We start from the raw sequence: 17,462 nt of genomic DNA on the forward strand, positions 1-17,462 counted from the left end.
GTGGACGGCGACGGTATACCCTTGGGGCCGTGATCAGGGTTGGAGTTCTCGGCGCCCGTGGGCGCGTCGGTATCGAAGTGTGCAAGGCCGTCGAGGCGGCGGACGACCTGGAGCTGGTCGCGGCAGTCGACAAGGGCGACTCGATCGAGGGCCTCGCCGGCTCCGAGGTGGTGGTCGACTTCACCCACCCCGACGTGGTCATGGGCAACCTCGAATGGTGTATCTCCCATGGCATCCACCCGGTGGTCGGCACCACCGGCTTCGACGCCGGGCGCCTGGCGACCGTCCGGGGCTGGCTGGACGGCAATCCCGGCGTCAACGCGCTGATCGCGCCCAACTTCGGCATCGCGGCCGTGCTGATGATGCACTTCGCCCAGCAGGCCGCCCGCTACTTCGACTCCGTCGAGATCATCGAGCTGCACCACCCGAACAAGGCCGACGCGCCCTCCGGCACCGCCCGCCATACGGCCGAGCTGATCGCCGAGGCGCGGCGCAAGGCCGGCGCCGCGGCGATGCCCGACGCGACCAGCGTCGAGCTGGACGGGGCCCGGGGTGCGGACGTGGACGGGGTCCACGTGCACTCGGTACGGCTGGCCGGGCTGATCGCCCACCAGGAGGTGCTCATGGGTGGCGACGGGGAGACTCTCACCATCCGTCACGACACCATGAACCGCTCGTCGTTCACGCCGGGGGTGCTGCTCGGCGTCCGCCGGGTCGGGGAGACTCCGGGGCTGACCGTCGGTCTGGAGCCCCTGCTCGATCTGTAGGTCAGGAACTCCGGCGACGGCCTGTCCGTCGTAATGGATATGACGCCACCCGAGCTCGTCTGTCCCCTCTGCTAGGGCACGGAGTTCCAGCAGGAGCAAGGCAGGCTCGACAGCCGATGGGGGCTGACCTCCCACCGGATGACCCTGATGATCTGCGTGCGTTGCCGTTATGTCCTCCAGTTCCATGACAAGCACTCGATCTTCGACTTCGACTGAGGTCCGCTGGGCCGAGGCCGGGGAGCTCCCCGGCCTCGCGGCTGTGGAGGTCGCCGCCGACGGGGTGTTCGCCCAGGTGGGCATCACCTTTCCGGAGGGGACCACATGAGGCATTCTCGCCTTCCCTCCGTGAGTCTCTCAGGGAGGACGAGACGGGACGGTGCGCTGTGACATCGCGGACCCCGGCCCTCCGGAGGTCCCCGGGGCGGCCGATGCCGATAGCATCGCTGGCGTGAGCCGGTTCCGTGATGAGTTGTGGCAGGTCGTCGGGGGAGTGTATGCCGAGATCCTGGCTCACCCCTTTCTCGCCGGGCTGACCGACGGGACACTGCCGCGCGAGGTCTTCCGGCACTTCGTGGTCCAGGAGACGCACTTCCTGCCCGACTACGCGCGGGCGCTGGCGGCCTGCGGGGCGCGGGCGGCGGACCCGGCCGTGGTGCAGCGGTTCGCCGGGGACGCCGCGCGCACGGTCGAGGTGGAGCACAGCCTCCACGTCGAGCTGCTGGCCGCGTTCGGCATGGACGAGGACGACGCGCGCGGTGAGGGCGCCACCCCCACCACCGTCGGTTACGGCTCCTACCTGCTGCGCGCATGTCACCTGGGCACCTTCCCCGAGGCGCTGGGCGCGATCGTGCCCTGTTACTGGATCTACGCGAAGGTCGGCGAGGAGCTGTTGAAGCAGTCGTCGCCCGACCCGCTGTACGCGTGGTGGATCGAGACCTACGGCAACGAGCACTACCAGGAGACCGTCGCCGGGGTGCTGGACCTGCTCGACGAGGTCGCCGCGTCGCTGCCTGAGGCGGACCGCGGGAGACTGTGCGAGCACGCGCTGACCACCGCCCGCTACGAGTGGCTGTTCTGGGACGCGGCCTGGCGGCGGGAGTCCTGGCCGGTATGAGCTGCGGCTAACCTACTGGTATGCGCCTGAGGAACCTGTGCCAGGTCGACCACCTGGGGCTGAAGGTGCTCAGCGGTCATGATCTGCTCGATCGCCGGATCCGTGGCATCGCCACCACCGACCTGATCGAGCCGGGCCGCTTCCTCAAGGCCGACGAGCTCGTCCTCACCGAGCTGACCTGGCATGACGGCCCGGAGTCCGCCCGGCGTTTCGTGGCCGCGCTCGCCGAGGCCAGGGTCGCCGCGCTCTGTTCCGGGACCGCGCTCAAGGTCCCGCCGGCCGACCTCATCGACGCCTGCGCCGACGCCGGTCTGCCGATGCTCGCCCTCGGCGTGGAGGTCTCCTTCAGCGCCCTCACCGAGTATGTGCTGCGTGCCCTGATCGACGAGTTCGGCTCCGTCCCGAGCAGGCCGTACGGCTCCCGCAGGAGGCTGGCCAGCACCCTCGTGGACGGCGGGAGCCTGAGCAAGGTCGTCACCACGGTGGCCGGAGAGCTGGATGTCCCCTGCTGGGTCATGTCGGCGACCGGCCGGGTCGTCGTGGGTTCGCAACCGCTGCCCGCGGGGGCCGGTGCGCGGCTGGCGCACGCGTTCCTGTCCGCTCGCTTCCTCCCCGGTACGGCCACGCAGGCCGACGGCACCGTGCTGTCGGTCTTCCCGGTCAGCAAGGGGGCGCCGCACCGGATCGCCAACTGGTTTCTGGCCTACGCGGGGGAGCAGGTGCGGGCCGGGGGTGAGCACGAGGATCTGATCGTGGAGCTGGCCGCGCTGGTCGCGCTGGAGCGCTCCCGGCTGGAGGCGGCGCAGCGGATCGAGCGGCGGGTGCTGGACCAGCTCCTGGAGCTGCTCGCCTCCGGGGACGCGAACCTGCCGGGTGTGGTCTCCCGGCTGCACACTCTGCACATCGAGACGGAGGACGGCCTGCTGGCGGTGGTGCTCGCGGTCGAGGGGGCCGACCGGGCGGACGAGGTGGGTGTCGCCGTGCTCGACGAGCTGTTACGCCCGCTGGCGCCGGGCGTGGCGACGGCGGTGGGCGGAGAGGTGGTCGCGCTGGTTCCGCTGGCCGGCAACACCGCCGCCGAGCTGACCGCCCACATGCTGTCCGGGGCGGCCACATTGGAGGCCGGGCTGGGCGACGCCCGGATCACGGTCGGCGTCAGCAGCGTCACCACGGGGCCGGCCGCGCTGAGTAGTGTGATCGAGGAGGCCAGGCACGCCCGCATCCTGGCCGAGCTGGGCGAGGGCCGGGTGTCGGCGATCACCGGCGACGACGTCAGCTCCCACCGCTCGCTGATCGCCGCGATCCCGGGGGAGCTGCGTCACTCCTTCCGGACACGGCTGTTGGGGCGGCTGGAGGAGTACGACGCGGCGCACCAGACAGATCTGATCGAGACGCTGGAGACGTTCCTGGAGGAGTCGGGGTCGTGGGCCGCGACCGCCGACCGGCTCCACGTCCACGTCAACACGTTGAGATACCGGTTGAAGCGGATCGAGGAGCTGACCGGGCGGTCGCTCAACGCCCTGGACGAGCGGGTCGACTTCCTGCTGGCGATCAGGATGCGCTAGACGGCTCCGAGCGGCGCGCCCCGGACGCCGCCGTGTCCCCGCGGCGGTTTCTCAGGACGTCGCGGCGGCGTAGGCGTCCAGCTCGGCGAGGTAGGCGTCCTTGAGGCGGCGGGGGAGCCAGGTGATCTCGAAGGCGTTCCGCTCCAGCTGGACGAGCTCCTCCCGGGAGAGCGTGAGGGCCTCGGCGAGGGCGACGAGGTTCTCCTGGACGTAGCCCGCGAAGTAGGCCGGGTCGTCGGAGTTGACCGTGACCCGCAGGCCGAGGTCGAGCATCCGGCGGATGGCGTCGGCCTTCATCGAGTCGGTCACGTAGCCGTTGGAGATCGGGCACACGGTCAGGCCCAGTCCCTTCGCGCGGATCGCCTCGACGAGCGCGGGGTCCTCCAGGGCGTTGACCCCGTGGTCGATGCGGTTGACGCCGATGTCCTCGATGGCCTGGCGGATGTGCTCGGTGGAGTTCTCCTGGTCGACGTCGCAGTGCATCGTCAGAAGGTAGCCCTCCTGCCGGGCCCGCTCGTAGACGGCGGCGAACTTGGCCGGCGGGTTGCCCTTCTCATCGGAGTCGAGGCCGACGCCCACGATCCACTCGCGGTAGGGCAGGGACTCAAGGAGTGTCGCCATGGCGTACTCCGCCTGGAAGTCGCGGAGGAAGCACATGATGAGCTGCGCTTTGATCCCAAGCTGGTTCTCGGCGTCGATCAGTGCCCGGCGCAGGCCGCGGATCACGATGTCGAACGGCACCCCGCGTGAGGTGTGGGCCTGCGGGTCGAAGAAGATCTCCGCGTAGCGGACGTTCTGCGAGGCGGCCTTGCGCAGGTAGGCCATGGCAAGGTCGTAGAAGTCGGGCTCGGTGCGGAGCACGTCCATGCCCTCGTAGTAGATCTTCAGGAACGAGGGCAGGTCGTCGAAGGAGTAGGCGGCCCGGATCTCCTCGACGGAGGCGTAGGGCAGCTCCAGCCCGTTGCGCCGGGCGAGTTCGAACTTCAGCTCCGGTTCCAGGGTCCCCTCGATGTGCAGGTGCAGCTCGCACTTGGGCATACCTTCGATGAAATCCGTCATTGTCAGCTCCAGGAGAGGATCGGGTCGACGACCTCGAGCTTGACGCAGTCGACGAGGCCGAGGTCGGTGATGGCGTAGTCGGGGATCGCGGTGATCGACAGGAAGAACAGATACATGAGCGGGGACGGCAGCTCGCATCCCAGCTCGCGGGCCAGGTCGTCCAGCGCGCTCTCGGCCTCGGCCATCTCCCCGGCCGGCAGGTCGGAGACGATACCGCCGACCGGCAGCGGCAGGAGCCCGCGCACCTCGCCGTCCACGACGACGACCTGGCCGCCGCCGGCCTTCACGACCTCGTTGACGGCCAGGGCCATGTCGGAACGGGAGGCGCCGACGCAGATGATGTTGTTGTCGTCCGGGGCGGCGCTGGTCGCGATCGCGCCCCGGGTGAGACCGTAGCCGCTGATCAGGCCGACCGGCCGGTTGGAGGTCTTGCCGTACCGCTCGACGACCGTGATGTAGAGCGCATCGTCCTCCACGGAGGGCTCCACGATCCCGCCGGTGACCGGGAGGGTGACGTCGTGCCGCCTGCGCACGAACACCTGCTCCGGAGTCATCCGCATCGACAGCGCGGTGACCGTGGAGGCGCCCTCGGGGGCGCGGAGCACGATGTCGCCGGCGGTCAGCTCCGGGACGGGGAAGGGCCGCACCTGGCCGCGCGGGGGAGGCGCGGAGGGAGTGATCATCGCGCTGTCCCTGGCGACCAGGGTTCCGTCCGCCACGACCTCGCGCACCCGGAAGTCCGCCAGGTCGTCCACGATCAGCACGTCGGCGTACCGGCCGGGGGCGATGCTGCCGACCAGGTGGTCGATCCGGTACATCTCCGCGCAGTTGACCGTGGCCATCTGGATCGCGGTCACCGGGTCCACGCCCGCCTTGACGGCCATCCGGACCAGCTTGTCCATGTGGCCTCCGGCGAGCACGTCGGCGGCGTGCACGTCGTCGGTGCAGAAGGCCACCCGGCGCGCGCCCACCTGGGAGACGACCTTGATGTTCTCCTCCAGGAAATGAGCGACGCTCGACTCGCGCACGATGGCGTAGATGCCCCGGCGCAGCTTCTCCAGCGTCTCCTCGGCCGAGTAGGACTCGTGGTCCAGGCGGATCCCTGCCGCGGCCAGGCCGCTGATCCGGCGCGGGTCCGACAGCGGGGCGCAGCCGAAGACCGGCAGCCGGCGTCCGGCGGCCAGGTCGAGCGCCTCCATTACGGCCTCGTCGCCGTGCTCGACGAACTCCTGCACGGTCTCCCAGATGCCGACGCATTCGGGCCACTCGTGCGCCAGCAGATGCTCGGCCGGGCCGAAGGTGTGCCCGACGGTCGACTCGGGGACCGTGTAGGGAGCCTTGGCGGGTGCCCCCCACCAGACGCGCATGCCGGTCCGGGCGGCCTCGTCCAGGAAGCCCCGCACCCCGGGCAGGCCGTCGACCACCAGGATCTGGTCCAGGCCGGAGACGACGCTGGTGGTGCCGTAGGGGACGACCAGGTCGGCGAAGCTCGTCACGGAGAGCTTGCTGCACTCGATGTGCAGGTGGCCGTCTATCAGGCCGGGGACCAGGTAGCCGCCCCGGGCGTCGATGATCTCGGTGCCGGGACCCCTTTCGAGATCGTTTCCGACGACGGCGATCCGGGTGCCGCTGATGCCGATCTCGGCCGGGTAGGTCTCACCGGTCAGCACGTTGACGAGGACGCCGTTGGTGATGATCGTGTCGGCGGGACGCCGTCCGTAGGCGACGTCGAGCAGGGTGTGGTCGGGCATTTCTCTGTGGTGCCTTTCGCGTCGGCGGGCTGTCAGGCGGGGACGGAGACGGAGACGGGGACGGGGGCGGTCCGGCGGTCGAGCGCGGCGTACACCAGAGCCGCCACTCCGAAGCCCGCGAAGATGCTGAAGTCGGAGCCGCCGGTGATCTCCGAGAGCGGTCCGGTGAAGGCCGTCGAGTTGATCCAGAGGCCCGCCGCGATCATGCCGGCGACCTGCGCGGCGATGCCGGTCCAGCGGATGCCGCCGCTGCCGTGGTACGGCCCGCCGTCGGCGAACAGGCCCTTGGCGTCGTAACGGCCCCTGCGTCGTAGCCAGTCGGTCAGATAGATGCCCGCCCAGGGGGCCAGCCAGAGGATCAGCAGACCGAGGAAGGTGTTGAGCATCGTGTTGAAGGAGTCGGAGAACACCGCCACGCAGGTGATCGCGACGCAGATCACCAGGTCGAGCACGACCGCGGAGGACCTGCTCAGCCTGATCCCGGAGGCCTGCAGGTTCAGACCGGAGGAGTAGAGGTCGGTGGTGTTCACCGCGAACAGCGTGACGATCGCCAGCAGCAGGTAGGGCACGACGAACCAGGACGGCAGCGCGCCGGGCAGGCCCGAGACGGGGTCGCCCGCGTCCTTGACCACAGTGGCGACGGCCGCGCCGAGCGTCATCAGCAGGACGTACGGCACGAGCCCGCCGAACATCGCGTAGCCGAAGACGGCCTTCTTGCTGGAGTCCGCCGGCAGGTAGCGCGAGTAGTCGCTGCCCAGCGGCGCCCACGACAGTCCGCCGGCCGCCATGACCAGCGCCACCGCGATGGTGAACGTGGCGAAGTCGGCGCCGCCGGCCGAGGCGATCTGGACCTTCGGCGCGATGAGCGCGCCCATGACGGCGAACATCGCGACGAACACCCAGGTGAAGTACTTCTGCGCCCTCATCACGGCGGCGTGCCCGATGAGCGGCAGCACGAGCTGGATCAGGGCCGCGACGACGATGACGCCGATCTTCAGGCCGGCACCCTGGCCGGTGACCCCGGCCTGGTCGAGCAGGGCCAGGGCGGCGAAGGTGATCAGCACCATGCCGCCGGCCTCGAAGCCCACCATGTTGATCCAGCCGAAGAAGCTGAGCACCCGGGCGCCCTTGGGGCCGAACGCGGCCCGGGAGACTGCCATCGTGGAGGTGCCGACGGCCGGACCCTGCAGGCTGGTCAGGCCGACCAGCGGGAAGGCCAGCAGGTTGCCGATCACGATGGCCATGACCGCCTGCGGGAAGCTCAGTCCCAGGGAGACGACGACCGTGCCGTAGACCAGGGTGAAGATGCCGAGCGTGGTGCCGCTCCAGAGGAAGAGCAGATCACGCGGCCGGCCGTACCTCTCAGACGGCGAGACCAGCTCGATCCCGCGTTGCTCGACGGCCACGACTCCTCCAACTTTGTCATTGAACGTTCACGTTCAGTGAATCAAAGAGAGGGGAATGTCCTCGTTGTCGGCGAGCACGAGACGGGGAGAGCGCGCCTGTAGCGATCTCCAAAGTGATCGTTTCAGAGCGCCTGGAGGGCCAGGCCGATGGTGAACAGCACGCCGTAGACGAGCTGGAAGCGGCCGGTCTGCTGGAGGGTGGCGATCAGGGCGGGGCCGGTCGCGCCCTGCCTGACGGCCTTCACAGGACCGAGCGCGAGCGGTGTGGCGAGCACGGCGAGCGCCGCTAACGGCTGCCACGGTGCCATGACCAGCGCGATGGCCAGGGGAAGTATCAGGCAGAGGGCGTAGAGCGTGCGAGTGCGGTGCTCACCGAGCACCACCGCCATGGTGCGCTTGCCGGCCGGACCGTCGGTGACGATGTCACGCAGGTTGTTGACCACCAGCATCGCGCAGGCCAGCAGGCCCACCGGGACCGAGGCCGCCAGCGCGGTCCAGGGTAGCCATTCGAGCTGCACGTACGTGGTGCCGCCCACCGCGACCAGGCCGAAGAACACGAATACCGAGATCTCGCCGAGCGCGCGGTAGCCGTAGGGCCGGGAGCCGCCGGTGTAGAACCAAGCCGCCGCGATCGACACCGCGCCGACCAGCAGCAGCCACCACGCGCCGGTGACCATGACCAGCACCAGCCCGGCCACCGCGGCGGCCAGGAAACAGCCGAAAGCCGCGCCGAGGACCTCGCGGGGCGCCGCCGCCCCCGAACCGACCAGGCGCATCGGGCCGACCCGCTCGTCGTCGGTGCCGCGCACGCCGTCGCTGTAGTCGTTGGCGTAGTTCACGCCCACCTGCAGGGCGAGCGCCACGAACAGGGCGAGCAGGGCCCGCCACCAGACCGCCCCGCCGTACCCGATCGCGACGCCCGTACCGACGGCGACGGGGACGACGGCGGCGGGAAGGGTGCGCGGACGGGCTCCGGCGATCCACTGGCTCGGGGTGGCCATGGTGTTGCGGTTTTCCTCTCGGGTGTTTCCTGCCGCCGGCGCCAGGGCCACGTCGACAACGATGGTCCCGGCGCCGGCGGTCCTAGCTGATGTCGGTGGCCAGGCGGATCATCCGCACCGGCCGGCCTATGTTGAGAACCCTCTCGGCCCCGTCCTCGCCCCAGCCGGCCGACTCCAGGAATCCGAGCGGGCCGTGGTTGTCGGCGAACACCCAGGTCACGATGGTGTGGTAGCCGTCGTCACGGAGGTAGTCGACAGTCGCGTTGAGCAGGCGGCTGCCGTGACCGCGCCGGACGTGGTCCGGGTCCACCAGGAAGGAGAGCATCTCGGCGGTGGTGGTCGGGTCGAGGTCGGGGTCCTCCGCCGGGGCGTGGGAGGCGAGGCCCACCACGCGTTCGGCGCCCCGCATCGCCGCGGCGGCCTCGATCCCGCCGGGACCGAGGGCGGGGAACGCGTCGGTGTCGAGGACAACCTGTTCCACCGCGACCAGCACCCGGTGCCGGGAGGACGGTGGAGTGAGGATCGCCTCGTCCCACTGACGCCGCCACATCGCCTCAGCGGCGGGACCGGTCATCTGCTCCAACGGCCCCTCCGGGAGGAAATCCCGGTAGCCGTATTTCCAGGCGCGTATCTGGGTGCTCGTCACAGCGGCGACATCATCGTGCCGAGCCGCCCGCACGCCCACGTCTGCCATCTCGGCCCGCTCCTTCTCTGCCGTCTGCCGTCGCCTCGGGAAGCACTGTCTCGCGGGTCCGTGCCACGCGAGCGGGCATCAGGCGGGTGGATCCCCGAGACAGGCTCCTACACCGTATCGGGGAATCGGACTCAGAGATGACGTGAAGCTGTCTCCGTCTGACGCCGAGCCCGATATGCCCGAGTCTTTGTGCGGTTACCGCACACCCTCATGGAACACCAGGAGCGCGAACGGTTCTTGGACGAGTCGATGAACGCCCACTGGCAGGTGCTCTCGGTGCACACCTTCAGCCTCGGCCACATCCCGTCGGCCTGCACGTTCATCACCGCGGCCGCGATCCTGGCCAGCCCGCCTGGCACCCCCGCGGAGACCGGTTCGAGAACGGGACCGTCGGCCGTCAGGGTGACCCGCAACGGGAGGCCGGTGAACGGGTGGGACAGCCGCGGCCCGTGGTCGTGGTTGTGGCGGAGTGCCACGCGTAGAGCCTCGCGCAGGTTGACGGCCAGGGCCAGGTGGTCGTCGTCGGCCGTATCTCCGGGCCCGATCAGGTCGTGCCTGCCGAGCCACGCGGCCAGCGCGGCGGGGGAGGGGATCGTGTCGGACCCGCTCTCGACGTCGTAGGTGTTGACGAAGTCGCATACCAGGTCGGAGGGGTTGTTCATGGTTTCGCTCACCTCTTCGAAACCACTGTATTTCATTAGGGGGTTGTATCCGCCGTGGGTTGACCTGCTCCCGGCGGTTCAGGCGCCGTCCAGCGCGGTCGCCAGCCGGCGGACCCCCTCGACCAGTTCCGGCAGGTGAAGGGCCGCCACATGGGTCACCCGGATCCGGGGGCCCGGAGGTTCGGCCGGATAGTAGATGCGTCCCGGGCTCACCAGGACTCCCGCCCGCCTGGCCGCCTCCACCACGGTGTCCTCGTCCCGGTCGGACGGCAGCCGTACCCACAGGTGCAGGCCGCCCCTGGGCAGGAGGTGGATCTCGGCGGTGGGCATCCGGACGGTCAGCTCGGCGGCCAGCGCGTCCCTGCGTGCCGCCAGCTCGGCGCCCAGCCCGGCCAGGTGGCGTGGCCAGGCGGACGAGCCGACGAACTCCAGCGCCGTCTCCTGCAGCGGCCTGGCGACGAAGAACGACTCCACGACCTGGGTCGCCCGCAGCCGCCGCGCGGCCGGACCTCGGGCGATGACCCCGGCGACCCGCATGCTGGGTGACAGGACCTTGGTGAGGGAGTTGACGTGCACGACCGTGCCGTGGGCGTCCAGCGAGATCATCGGAGGCGGGACCGGGGGCGCCGCGAAATACCTGGCGTAGTCGTCCTCGATGACGAACGCTCCCGCCGCGCGGGCGATGGCGAGCACCTGCCTACGCCGTTCGAGGGTCAGGGTCGCACCGGTGGGGTTGTGCAGGGTCGGCTGGCAGAAGAAAACCCGCGCGCCCGTGACGGCGAAGGCCTCCGCGAGCAGGTCGGGTCTCACCCCGTCGCGATCCATGGGTACGGCTGTCGCGCGGAGTCCGGCGGCCCGTGCGGCGGCGAGCGCCCCCGGATAGGTCGGGGTCTCCACGAGGATCGGGGTGTCCGGCGCGGCGAGGGTGCGGAAGGCGTGGGTGAGGGCGGACTGGCCGCCGCTGAGGACGAGGGCATCCGACGGGGTGACGTCACCCCCCGCCTCCTGTGCGAACCACCTGCGCAGCTCGGGGAGGCCGGTCAGGGGCGGCAACGCCCAGACGTCGGGACGGCGGAGCGCGCGGGCGGCGGCGGCGGACAGGGCCTTGGAGGGGCGCAGGGCAGGGTTGAGGTAACCGCCGGTGAGCGGGATGACGCCGTCCGGTGGGGGAGTGAGCAGGCCACTCACCGCCGTGTCGTCCACCGTCCGGTCACCGAGCGCCACCGTCTGCCAGGACAGGTCCGCGGTGCCGTTGGACCGCGTGACGGCGGGGGCCACGTAGGTCCCGCTGCCCGGCCTGGTGACCACCCGACCTTCCGCGGCAAGCCGGGCGAGTGCCCGCGACACGGTCACCGGGCTGACGCCGTGGAGCCGCATCAGCTCCCGGCTCGATGGCAGCCTGTCTCCAGGGCGTAGCCGCTCCGCCTCCGCGCGGAGCATGGCCGCCAGCCGGACGATACTGCTATCGTCATTCATGAATGATAACGATAGCGCTATCGTCTCCGGCCGAGTAGCGGTCGCCCCCGCTACGAACCTCCCGACGAACCTCCCGACGGACCGCGCGATGGGCCGCGTGCCGGGTCGTGCGGCCGGTCCGTGGGCCTCCCTGAACCCCGCGTGGCGGGGGAGCCTGCTCGCGAGCATCGGAGTGCTCTCGTTCTCGGGCTCGTTTCCGGCGGCGGTCTTCGCGATGGAGGGTTTCGACCCCTACCTCGTGGCGATCGGTCGCGCGGCGGTGGGCGCCGTCGCGGCGCTGGTCCTCCTGATGGTCGCCGGAGTGCCGATGCTGCCTCCCCGGTCGCAGTTCCGGTCCTACCTCGTCATCGTGGCCGGCGTGGTGTTCGGGTTCCCCCTCTTCAGCGGGCTGGCGCTCGACGCCGGAGCGAGCGCCTCCCACGCGGCGGTGGTCATCGGGCTCCTGCCCGCCGCCACCGCGGCCTGTGCCGTCCTGCGAGGAGGAGAGTGGCCCCGGCCGCTGTTCTGGGTGGCCTGCGGCCTGGGAGCCGTGGCGATCACGGCCTTCACCCTCAGCAGAGGCGGTGGCCACGTCACCGGAGCCGATCTGCTCCTCGTCGGCGCGCTCCTGTCGGCGGCCGCCGGCTACACCGAGGGCGGACGCCTCGCCCGCGAGACCCCGGGCTGGCGGGTGATCTCCCACGCCCTCGTCGTCGCCATCCCGATCACCGTCCCGGTGACGGTCGCACTGGCGCTGACCACGGACATGCGTCCCGGCGTGGCGTCGCTGGCCGGATTCGCCTACGCGGGCCTGGTCTCGATGTTCCTCGGTTTCATCCCCTGGTACGCGGGCCTGGCGGCGGGAGGGATCGCCCGCGCCGGGCAGACCCAGCTCGCCCAGCCCCTGCTGACGCTGCTGTGGGCCTGGCTCCTGCTCGGTGAGCGGTTCGGCCCGCTCACGGTCGTGGCCGCGCTGGCCGTGCTCGTGTGTGTCGCCATGACCCAGCGGGCACGCTCTTGAAAGATGTGACATCGAGGCGCAGGATATGAGCTACATCTGTCACAAAAGGGGTGGAATCATGACGGACCTGTCGATTCCCGAAGGTGGCTTCTGGCCTGCTCCGGAGATCCCCCAGCCGAACATCTACCCGATGGAGTGGCGGGTGGAGACCGAGAAGCTGGCGGCCATCTACGAGAAGTCCAAGCGCGTCGTCTGGAACCCCGCCGATCTGTCATGGGACGACCTCGACCCGGGTGACTTCACCACCGAGCAGCGCCTGGGGATCATGTACTGGTTCTCCGTGCTGGCCAACTTCGACGCCTCGGGACCGGCCGTCTTCGCCCGCGCCACCATCCAGGCGTTCGAGAAGCACGAGGAGGACCCGGTCCGCAAGTGCTTCTTCTCGATCACGCGGGACGAGATGAACCACGAGGAGTGCTGCCAGCGCACCATCGCCAAGATCTGGCCGGGCGGCCCGCTGAACTGGACCCCGGCCACCGACCTGGAGAAGGCCGCACACAACAACATCGGCTGGCTCTACCACAACGGTGGCCGCTACTGGACGGGCTACAACAGCGCCGTCGGCAAGTACACCCTGCCGGTGCTGTTCACCAGCTTCATGATGGGCGAGATGGCCGCCTCCACCCTGTTCCGGGGCATGGCCGGTGGGACCAGGCATCCGGTCTTCGGCGACATGTTCCACCGCATCGGCCGTGACGAGTCGCGCCACCTCCAGATCTGCATGACCATCCTGGAGAACGAGTGGCCCGGCCTCACCGACGACACCCGTTCGCTGATCACCCGCCAGCTCCGCGCCGGATTCGTCTTCCTCTCCATGATCCTCTGGGAGCCGCCGGGCGGGTTCTGGGACCTGCCGCCGTACTTCCTGCACAACCACCGCATCCTGATGGACCACGCCCGCGACGCGGGCCTGGGCGTGCTCTCCTATGACGAGCAGGCCGACAACTGGCGCATGGCCATGGCCAAGATCCGCGCCATCGTGGAGCGCTGGGGCATCGAGTTCCCCGCCATCCCCGAACTCGACATCGACGGCGTCGAGGTCGACTTCCTCGACCCCGAGGACATCATCCCCGTGTTCTAGGTGCCGTCCTGGGCCACGGCCGGGCGTCGCTCCGGATGGATCTGAGTCTCCACCCGGGCCCGGGCAGAGGGAGGGGCCATCCGGGAAGGAAACCGCGCCCGGCCCCGAGCGGGGCCCGGTCGGATCAGACGCCGAACGGTGCCGGGTAGACGATGACGCCGCGCGTATCCGGCGAGCCGCGACCCCGTCGCGCCCGCGATGCGGCAGACTCGACCTCGCACGGACGGGCCGGTGAGAGCGGAGACTCGGATATGGCGACCACCAGCCGGTCCGGGCAGATGACGATCGCCGACACGGGTTCCGGCCGGCGGTGCGTTCCGGGACCGCCCGTCGAGTACGGCCGGCGGGGACCCGGCACGTGGGGACGGTGAGTCACGGGGCCGCGTCGGCGCGACGGTGGAGCTACGTCGTCCTGGTCCTGATGACTCTGGCGGCGGGTGCGATGGACGCGATCGCCTTCCTGAGGCTCGGCGGCGTCTTCACCGCGAACATGACCGGCAACCTGATCCTTCTCGCTCTCGTCGGCAGCGGGGACTGGCAGTCCCGCGCGCTCCGCGCGGGACTCGCGTGCGTGGTCTTCTGCGCCGGGCTCTTCGCCGGCTTCACGGCGCCCGGCCGCGGGCGGGAGGAGGGGCGGTGGCCGCCGACCGTCACCCGGTTGATCTGGGCCGACCTCGCCCTCCAACTCGTCTTCCTCGCCGCCTGGACGTTCTGCGACGCCGTACCCGGACCGGCTCTGACACTCGCGCTGATCGCGGTGGCGTCCTGCGCCATGGGCATGCAGGTGGCGGCGGCCCGCCGGGTCAACATCGCGGGCATCACCACCGCGTTCGTCACCGGCACTCTCACCTCCCTGACCGAGTCGTTGGTGTCGCGCGCGCCCGCCGGCATCGCGCCCCGCGCCGTCATCGTCCTGGCCCTCGTCGCCGGTGCGCTCTGCTCGTCACTGCTCCTGCACCTGGCGCCTGTCTGGGCGGGCGCGCTTCCGCCGGTGTTCGTGCTTCTCGCGCTCGTCACCGTCGCGACGCGCCTGCGAGACTTAACCTGACAGAGGCGCCGGAGGTTGCGGTGAGCGGTCACAGTGACGCAGGGAGGACATGTCATGGGTGCAGGCCTTGCCGTTGGAGACACAGTCGAGGAGTTCGAGCTCCCTGACGAGACCGGTACGGCGCGGCGGCTCAGCGACTTCCTCGCCAAGGGTCCGGTGGTGCTCTTCTTCTACCCGGCGGCCATGACGTCGGGATGCACGGCGGAGAGCTGCCACTTCCGGGATCTGGCGGCCGAGTTCGCCGTCGTGGGGGCGACCCGGGTCGGGATCAGCCGTGACACGGTCGACCGGCAACGGCTGTTCGCGGAGACCAACCAGCTGGGATATCCCCTGCTGTCCGACCCGGACGGCGCGGTCGCCCGGCGGTTGGGCGCTCGCCGCAGTATCGCGGTGGGGCCCTTCCTCACCCGCCGGATGACCTTCGTCATCGACGTCGACCGCCGGCTCCTCGAAGTGATCCACAGCGAGACCGGCATGCAGGCACACGCTGACCGGGCCCTGGAGGTTCTGCGAGCGCGGGCCGGGGCGTGACCTGGCAGAGAGGGCAGACCGTCCTGTCCGAGATCTGCTGCCAGGACGGCGAGGGCGTTCCATGCCCTCCAGGGAGGAGGCCGGCTGTCTAGGGCTGCAGGGAGTGGGTGTAGACCAGGCGGTAACGGTCGCCGGGGACGATGATGTCGCTGGTCTCGACCGGGCGGTCACCGGCCCAGTGGGTGCGTTCCACGTGCAGCACGTGGACGCCTGCCGGGAGGGCCAGGGCGTCGCTCTCGGTGGGCTGGGGGATGCGGGTGTAGACCTGCTCCACTATTTCAGTGATCTTGAATCCGAGGGCGGACAGGCGGGCGACCGGGCCGCGGAGGTTCTCCTCGGCGGCGGCCTCGCCGAACTCGGCGGGTTCGTAGGAGGTGGCGAGCTGGATCGGCCTGCCGTCCCCCCGGAAGACGTAGTGAGTGCGGGTCACCGGGGCGGAGTCGTCCAGGCGCAGGCGCTGGGCGATGTCCGGAGTCGCCTCCGCGGGTTCGGCCCGCCAGTCCCAGGTGGTGCGGGTGCCCGGTGACTGGACGTCGGCGCCGAGGGGGGCGTGGTGGTCGTAGAAGCGCAGGCGGTGCAGGGGGAGCAGGACCGGCTGGGTCCGGACGTAGTGGCCCGAGCCGACGCGGCCGACGATCAGGCCTTCGGCCGCCAGCACACGCAGCGCGTGGCGGGCGGCCGTCTCGCCCACGCCGTACTTCCGGGTGAGCTGGGCGCGGGAGGGGATCGGTGCGCCCGGGGGAAGGGAGCCGTCGACGATCTGCCGGCGGATGTCGGCGACGACGCGCAGGTAGACAGGATCGGAGGTTGCCACGTGTTCATCCCTGGGTTCGACAGACGACCCATCCTGTCGTATTCGGTGGACAACTCAGGGTAATGGCTCCAATTTGGAGCTCCAACTTTGAGGTCGCCCCGAAAGTGGCCGAAAATATCTCAGAGACCATGTAACGCCCGCGTAAGCGCCCGCGATTCATCGATAGAGGCCGTCGATGTGTGTACCCCCGAGCACATATCGACGGTCCTCCTTACTCCGCGAGGGGCGCCGGCCGGTTGAACCAGACATAAATCCTCTTACTTATTTTTTATCCCTACAAGGGGAGAAAGTAGGGCCTCTCTCTCCCGGCGGTGGCCGTAGCCGGCCCGCGAGGGACCGGTGCCGCTGATCGGCACGACGTATCTGACTTTAAAGCGTGAATTAAGGTGTTTTGTAGGGATATCAACCCTTGAGTCCGTCGGTGTACCGAGGTTAGACGGGGTGGCGGGGTCCACCGTCTGTGTGGATCCGGGTACCGTTCGGTCTATGGCAGTGCCAACTGGAACCTCCGGCGCCCCCTTCGGCCGCATGCTGACCGCGATGGTCACACCGTTCACCGAGGACGGCGCGGTCGACTACGAGGGAGCGCAGCGCCTGGCCGTCCACCTGGTGGACGAGCAGCGCAATGACGGCCTCGTCGTGAGCGGCACGACAGGCGAGTCCCCGACCACTTCCGACGACGAGAAAGAGCGCATCCTGCGCGCCGTCGTCGAGGCCGTCGGTGATCGCGCCGCCGTCGTGGCCGGGGCCGGCAGCAACGACACTCACCACAGTGTCGAGCTGGCCCGGAGCGCCGAGCGTGCCGGGGCCCACGGGCTCCTGCTGGTGACGCCTTACTACAGCAAGCCGCCCCAGGAGGGGCTCTACCGCCATTTCGCCGCCGTCGCCGACGCCACCGGTCTGCCGGTCATGCTCTATGACATCCCCGGCCGCAGCGGCGTGCCGATCCAGGGTGACACGCTCGTGCGGCTGGCCCGCCATGAGCGGATCGTCGCGGTGAAGGACGCCAAGGCCGACCTGTTCGCCGGGTCGCAGATGATGGCGGCCACCGGCCTGGCGTTCTACTCCGGCGATGACACCCTCAACCTGCCGTGGCTCTCGGTCGGAGCCGCGGGGTGCGTCAGCGTCGTCGGGCATGTCGTGGGGGCCGAGATCGCTGCGATGATGGAGCTGTACCGCTCGGGCGACGTCTCGGGTGCGCTGGCCGTCCACCGCAGGCTGCTCCCGGTGATCTCGGGAATCATGACGCAGGCCGGTGGTGCGATCATGGCGAAGGCGGCGCTGACCCTGGTGGGGCGATCCGCGGGACCGGCGCGACTGCCGTTGGTGGAGGCCACTGAAGAGCAGGTCGCGCGGCTGAGAGAAGACTTGATCGCGGGCGGCGTGAAGCTGTCCGACGGGGTTGTGTCATGAGAAGGAACGTGGCGACCGGCAGTGGTCGCAGTGGGGAGGAACGGGAGTTTGAGCGACAGAGGGCACAGTCGTCCGCCGGA

The 17,462-nt window shown here is 69.9% G+C and carries 17 protein-coding genes; 9 read left to right on the top strand and 8 right to left on the bottom strand.

The annotated features are described in order from the left end of the window. Positions 1–29: 29 nt before the first annotated feature. The 4 genes from dapB to ACIN94_RS15130 all read left to right on the top strand — a co-directional run bounded on the left by dapB (position 30) and on the right by ACIN94_RS15130 (position 3,446). The gene (dapB, locus tag ACIN94_RS15115) at positions 30–767 is read left to right on the top strand and encodes a 4-hydroxy-tetrahydrodipicolinate reductase (RefSeq protein ID WP_400705292.1); all 738 of its coding nucleotides are present in this window, start codon (positions 30–32) and stop codon (positions 765–767) included. Between the two features lie 184 nt (positions 768–951). Continuing rightward, entirely contained in the window at positions 952–1,092 is a 141-nt protein-coding gene (locus ACIN94_RS15120) for a hypothetical protein (protein WP_400705295.1), read from the top strand. 123 nt (positions 1,093–1,215) lie between these two features. Next, on the top strand, positions 1,216–1,881 hold the full coding sequence (gene tenA / locus ACIN94_RS15125; RefSeq protein WP_400705298.1) for a thiaminase II: 666 nt from the start codon (positions 1,216–1,218) through the stop codon (positions 1,879–1,881). Positions 1,882–1,901: 20 nt separating this feature from the next. Then, positions 1,902–3,446, top strand: a complete 1,545-nt coding sequence (locus tag ACIN94_RS15130) for a PucR family transcriptional regulator (protein ID WP_400705301.1) — start codon at positions 1,902–1,904, stop codon at positions 3,444–3,446. Between the two features lie 51 nt (positions 3,447–3,497). Here the strand turns inward: ACIN94_RS15130 and ACIN94_RS15135 are convergent, their stop codons facing one another. The 7 genes from ACIN94_RS15135 to ACIN94_RS15165 form a co-directional block, all read right to left on the bottom strand. Continuing rightward, the gene (locus tag ACIN94_RS15135; protein WP_400705304.1) at positions 3,498–4,505 is read right to left on the bottom strand and encodes an adenosine deaminase; all 1,008 of its coding nucleotides are present in this window, start codon (positions 4,503–4,505) and stop codon (positions 3,498–3,500) included. A gap of 2 nt (positions 4,506–4,507) precedes the next feature. After that, positions 4,508–6,256, bottom strand: coding sequence for an adenine deaminase C-terminal domain-containing protein (locus ACIN94_RS15140; RefSeq protein WP_400705307.1), 1,749 nt, complete (start codon positions 6,254–6,256; stop codon positions 4,508–4,510). Positions 6,257–6,288: 32 nt separating this feature from the next. Then, positions 6,289–7,662 carry a purine-cytosine permease family protein gene (locus ACIN94_RS15145; RefSeq protein WP_400705310.1) on the bottom strand — a complete coding sequence of 458 codons (1,374 nt, stop codon included), beginning with the start codon at positions 7,660–7,662 and terminating at the stop codon, positions 6,289–6,291. A 122-nt stretch (positions 7,663–7,784) separates the two neighbouring features. Then, on the bottom strand, positions 7,785–8,663 hold the full coding sequence (locus ACIN94_RS15150; protein ID WP_400705861.1) for a 1,4-dihydroxy-2-naphthoate polyprenyltransferase: 879 nt from the start codon (positions 8,661–8,663) through the stop codon (positions 7,785–7,787). A gap of 82 nt (positions 8,664–8,745) precedes the next feature. After that, positions 8,746–9,357 carry a GNAT family N-acetyltransferase gene (locus tag ACIN94_RS15155; RefSeq protein WP_400705313.1) on the bottom strand — a complete coding sequence of 204 codons (612 nt, stop codon included), beginning with the start codon at positions 9,355–9,357 and terminating at the stop codon, positions 8,746–8,748. Positions 9,358–9,488: 131 nt separating this feature from the next. After that, complete coding sequence (locus ACIN94_RS15160) at positions 9,489–10,019, bottom strand: CGNR zinc finger domain-containing protein (protein ID WP_400705316.1); 531 nt, start codon at positions 10,017–10,019, stop codon at positions 9,489–9,491. A 78-nt stretch (positions 10,020–10,097) separates the two neighbouring features. After that, entirely contained in the window at positions 10,098–11,495 is a 1,398-nt protein-coding gene (locus ACIN94_RS15165; RefSeq protein ID WP_400705319.1) for a PLP-dependent aminotransferase family protein, read from the bottom strand. An 88-nt stretch (positions 11,496–11,583) separates the two neighbouring features. On the opposite strand from ACIN94_RS15165, the gene ACIN94_RS15170 reads away from it, so the two are divergent. The 4 genes from ACIN94_RS15170 (at position 11,584) to ACIN94_RS15185 (ending at position 15,155) form a co-directional block, all read left to right on the top strand. Further along, complete coding sequence (locus tag ACIN94_RS15170) at positions 11,584–12,495, top strand: DMT family transporter (protein WP_400705322.1); 912 nt, start codon at positions 11,584–11,586, stop codon at positions 12,493–12,495. Positions 12,496–12,553: 58 nt separating this feature from the next. After that, positions 12,554–13,576: a hypothetical protein gene (locus tag ACIN94_RS15175; protein ID WP_400705325.1), complete on the top strand. Its 1,023-nt coding sequence runs from the start codon at positions 12,554–12,556 to the stop codon at positions 13,574–13,576. 358 nt (positions 13,577–13,934) lie between these two features. After that, complete coding sequence (locus ACIN94_RS15180) at positions 13,935–14,624, top strand: YoaK family protein (RefSeq protein ID WP_400705328.1); 690 nt, start codon at positions 13,935–13,937, stop codon at positions 14,622–14,624. A gap of 54 nt (positions 14,625–14,678) precedes the next feature. Beyond that, positions 14,679–15,155: a peroxiredoxin gene (locus ACIN94_RS15185; RefSeq protein WP_400705331.1), complete on the top strand. Its 477-nt coding sequence runs from the start codon at positions 14,679–14,681 to the stop codon at positions 15,153–15,155. 88 nt (positions 15,156–15,243) lie between these two features. Here ACIN94_RS15185 and ACIN94_RS15190 read toward each other — a convergent pair whose 3' ends face one another. After that, positions 15,244–15,969, bottom strand: a complete 726-nt coding sequence (locus ACIN94_RS15190) for a GntR family transcriptional regulator (RefSeq protein ID WP_400705334.1) — start codon at positions 15,967–15,969, stop codon at positions 15,244–15,246. Positions 15,970–16,455: 486 nt separating this feature from the next. On the opposite strand from ACIN94_RS15190, the gene dapA reads away from it, so the two are divergent. After that, positions 16,456–17,382: a 4-hydroxy-tetrahydrodipicolinate synthase gene (gene dapA / locus ACIN94_RS15195; RefSeq protein ID WP_400705337.1), complete on the top strand. Its 927-nt coding sequence runs from the start codon at positions 16,456–16,458 to the stop codon at positions 17,380–17,382. Positions 17,383–17,462 lie beyond the last annotated feature (80 nt).

This window comes from Streptosporangium sp. NPDC087985 (genome assembly GCF_044741965.1).
Lineage (GTDB): Bacteria > Actinomycetota > Actinomycetes > Streptosporangiales > Streptosporangiaceae > Streptosporangium.

Coding starts and splice junctions, on each gene's coding strand:
- ACIN94_RS15120 (WP_400705295.1), top strand. CDS start 952: ATGACAAGCACTCGATCTTCGACTTCGACTGAGGTCCGCTGGGCCGAG.
- ACIN94_RS15130 (WP_400705301.1), top strand. CDS start 1,902: ATGCGCCTGAGGAACCTGTGCCAGGTCGACCACCTGGGGCTGAAGGTG.
- ACIN94_RS15135 (WP_400705304.1), bottom strand. CDS start 4,505: ATGACGGATTTCATCGAAGGTATGCCCAAGTGCGAGCTGCACCTGCAC.
- ACIN94_RS15140 (WP_400705307.1), bottom strand. CDS start 6,256: ATGCCCGACCACACCCTGCTCGACGTCGCCTACGGACGGCGTCCCGCC.
- ACIN94_RS15150 (WP_400705861.1), bottom strand. CDS start 8,663: ATGGCCACCCCGAGCCAGTGGATCGCCGGAGCCCGTCCGCGCACCCTT.
- ACIN94_RS15155 (WP_400705313.1), bottom strand. CDS start 9,357: ATGGCAGACGTGGGCGTGCGGGCGGCTCGGCACGATGATGTCGCCGCT.
- ACIN94_RS15160 (WP_400705316.1), bottom strand. CDS start 10,019: ATGAACAACCCCTCCGACCTGGTATGCGACTTCGTCAACACCTACGAC.
- ACIN94_RS15165 (WP_400705319.1), bottom strand. CDS start 11,495: ATGAATGACGATAGCAGTATCGTCCGGCTGGCGGCCATGCTCCGCGCG.
- ACIN94_RS15170 (WP_400705322.1), top strand. CDS start 11,584: ATGGGCCGCGTGCCGGGTCGTGCGGCCGGTCCGTGGGCCTCCCTGAAC.
- ACIN94_RS15175 (WP_400705325.1), top strand. CDS start 12,554: ATGACGGACCTGTCGATTCCCGAAGGTGGCTTCTGGCCTGCTCCGGAG.
- ACIN94_RS15185 (WP_400705331.1), top strand. CDS start 14,679: ATGGGTGCAGGCCTTGCCGTTGGAGACACAGTCGAGGAGTTCGAGCTC.
- dapA (WP_400705337.1), top strand. CDS start 16,456: ATGGCAGTGCCAACTGGAACCTCCGGCGCCCCCTTCGGCCGCATGCTG.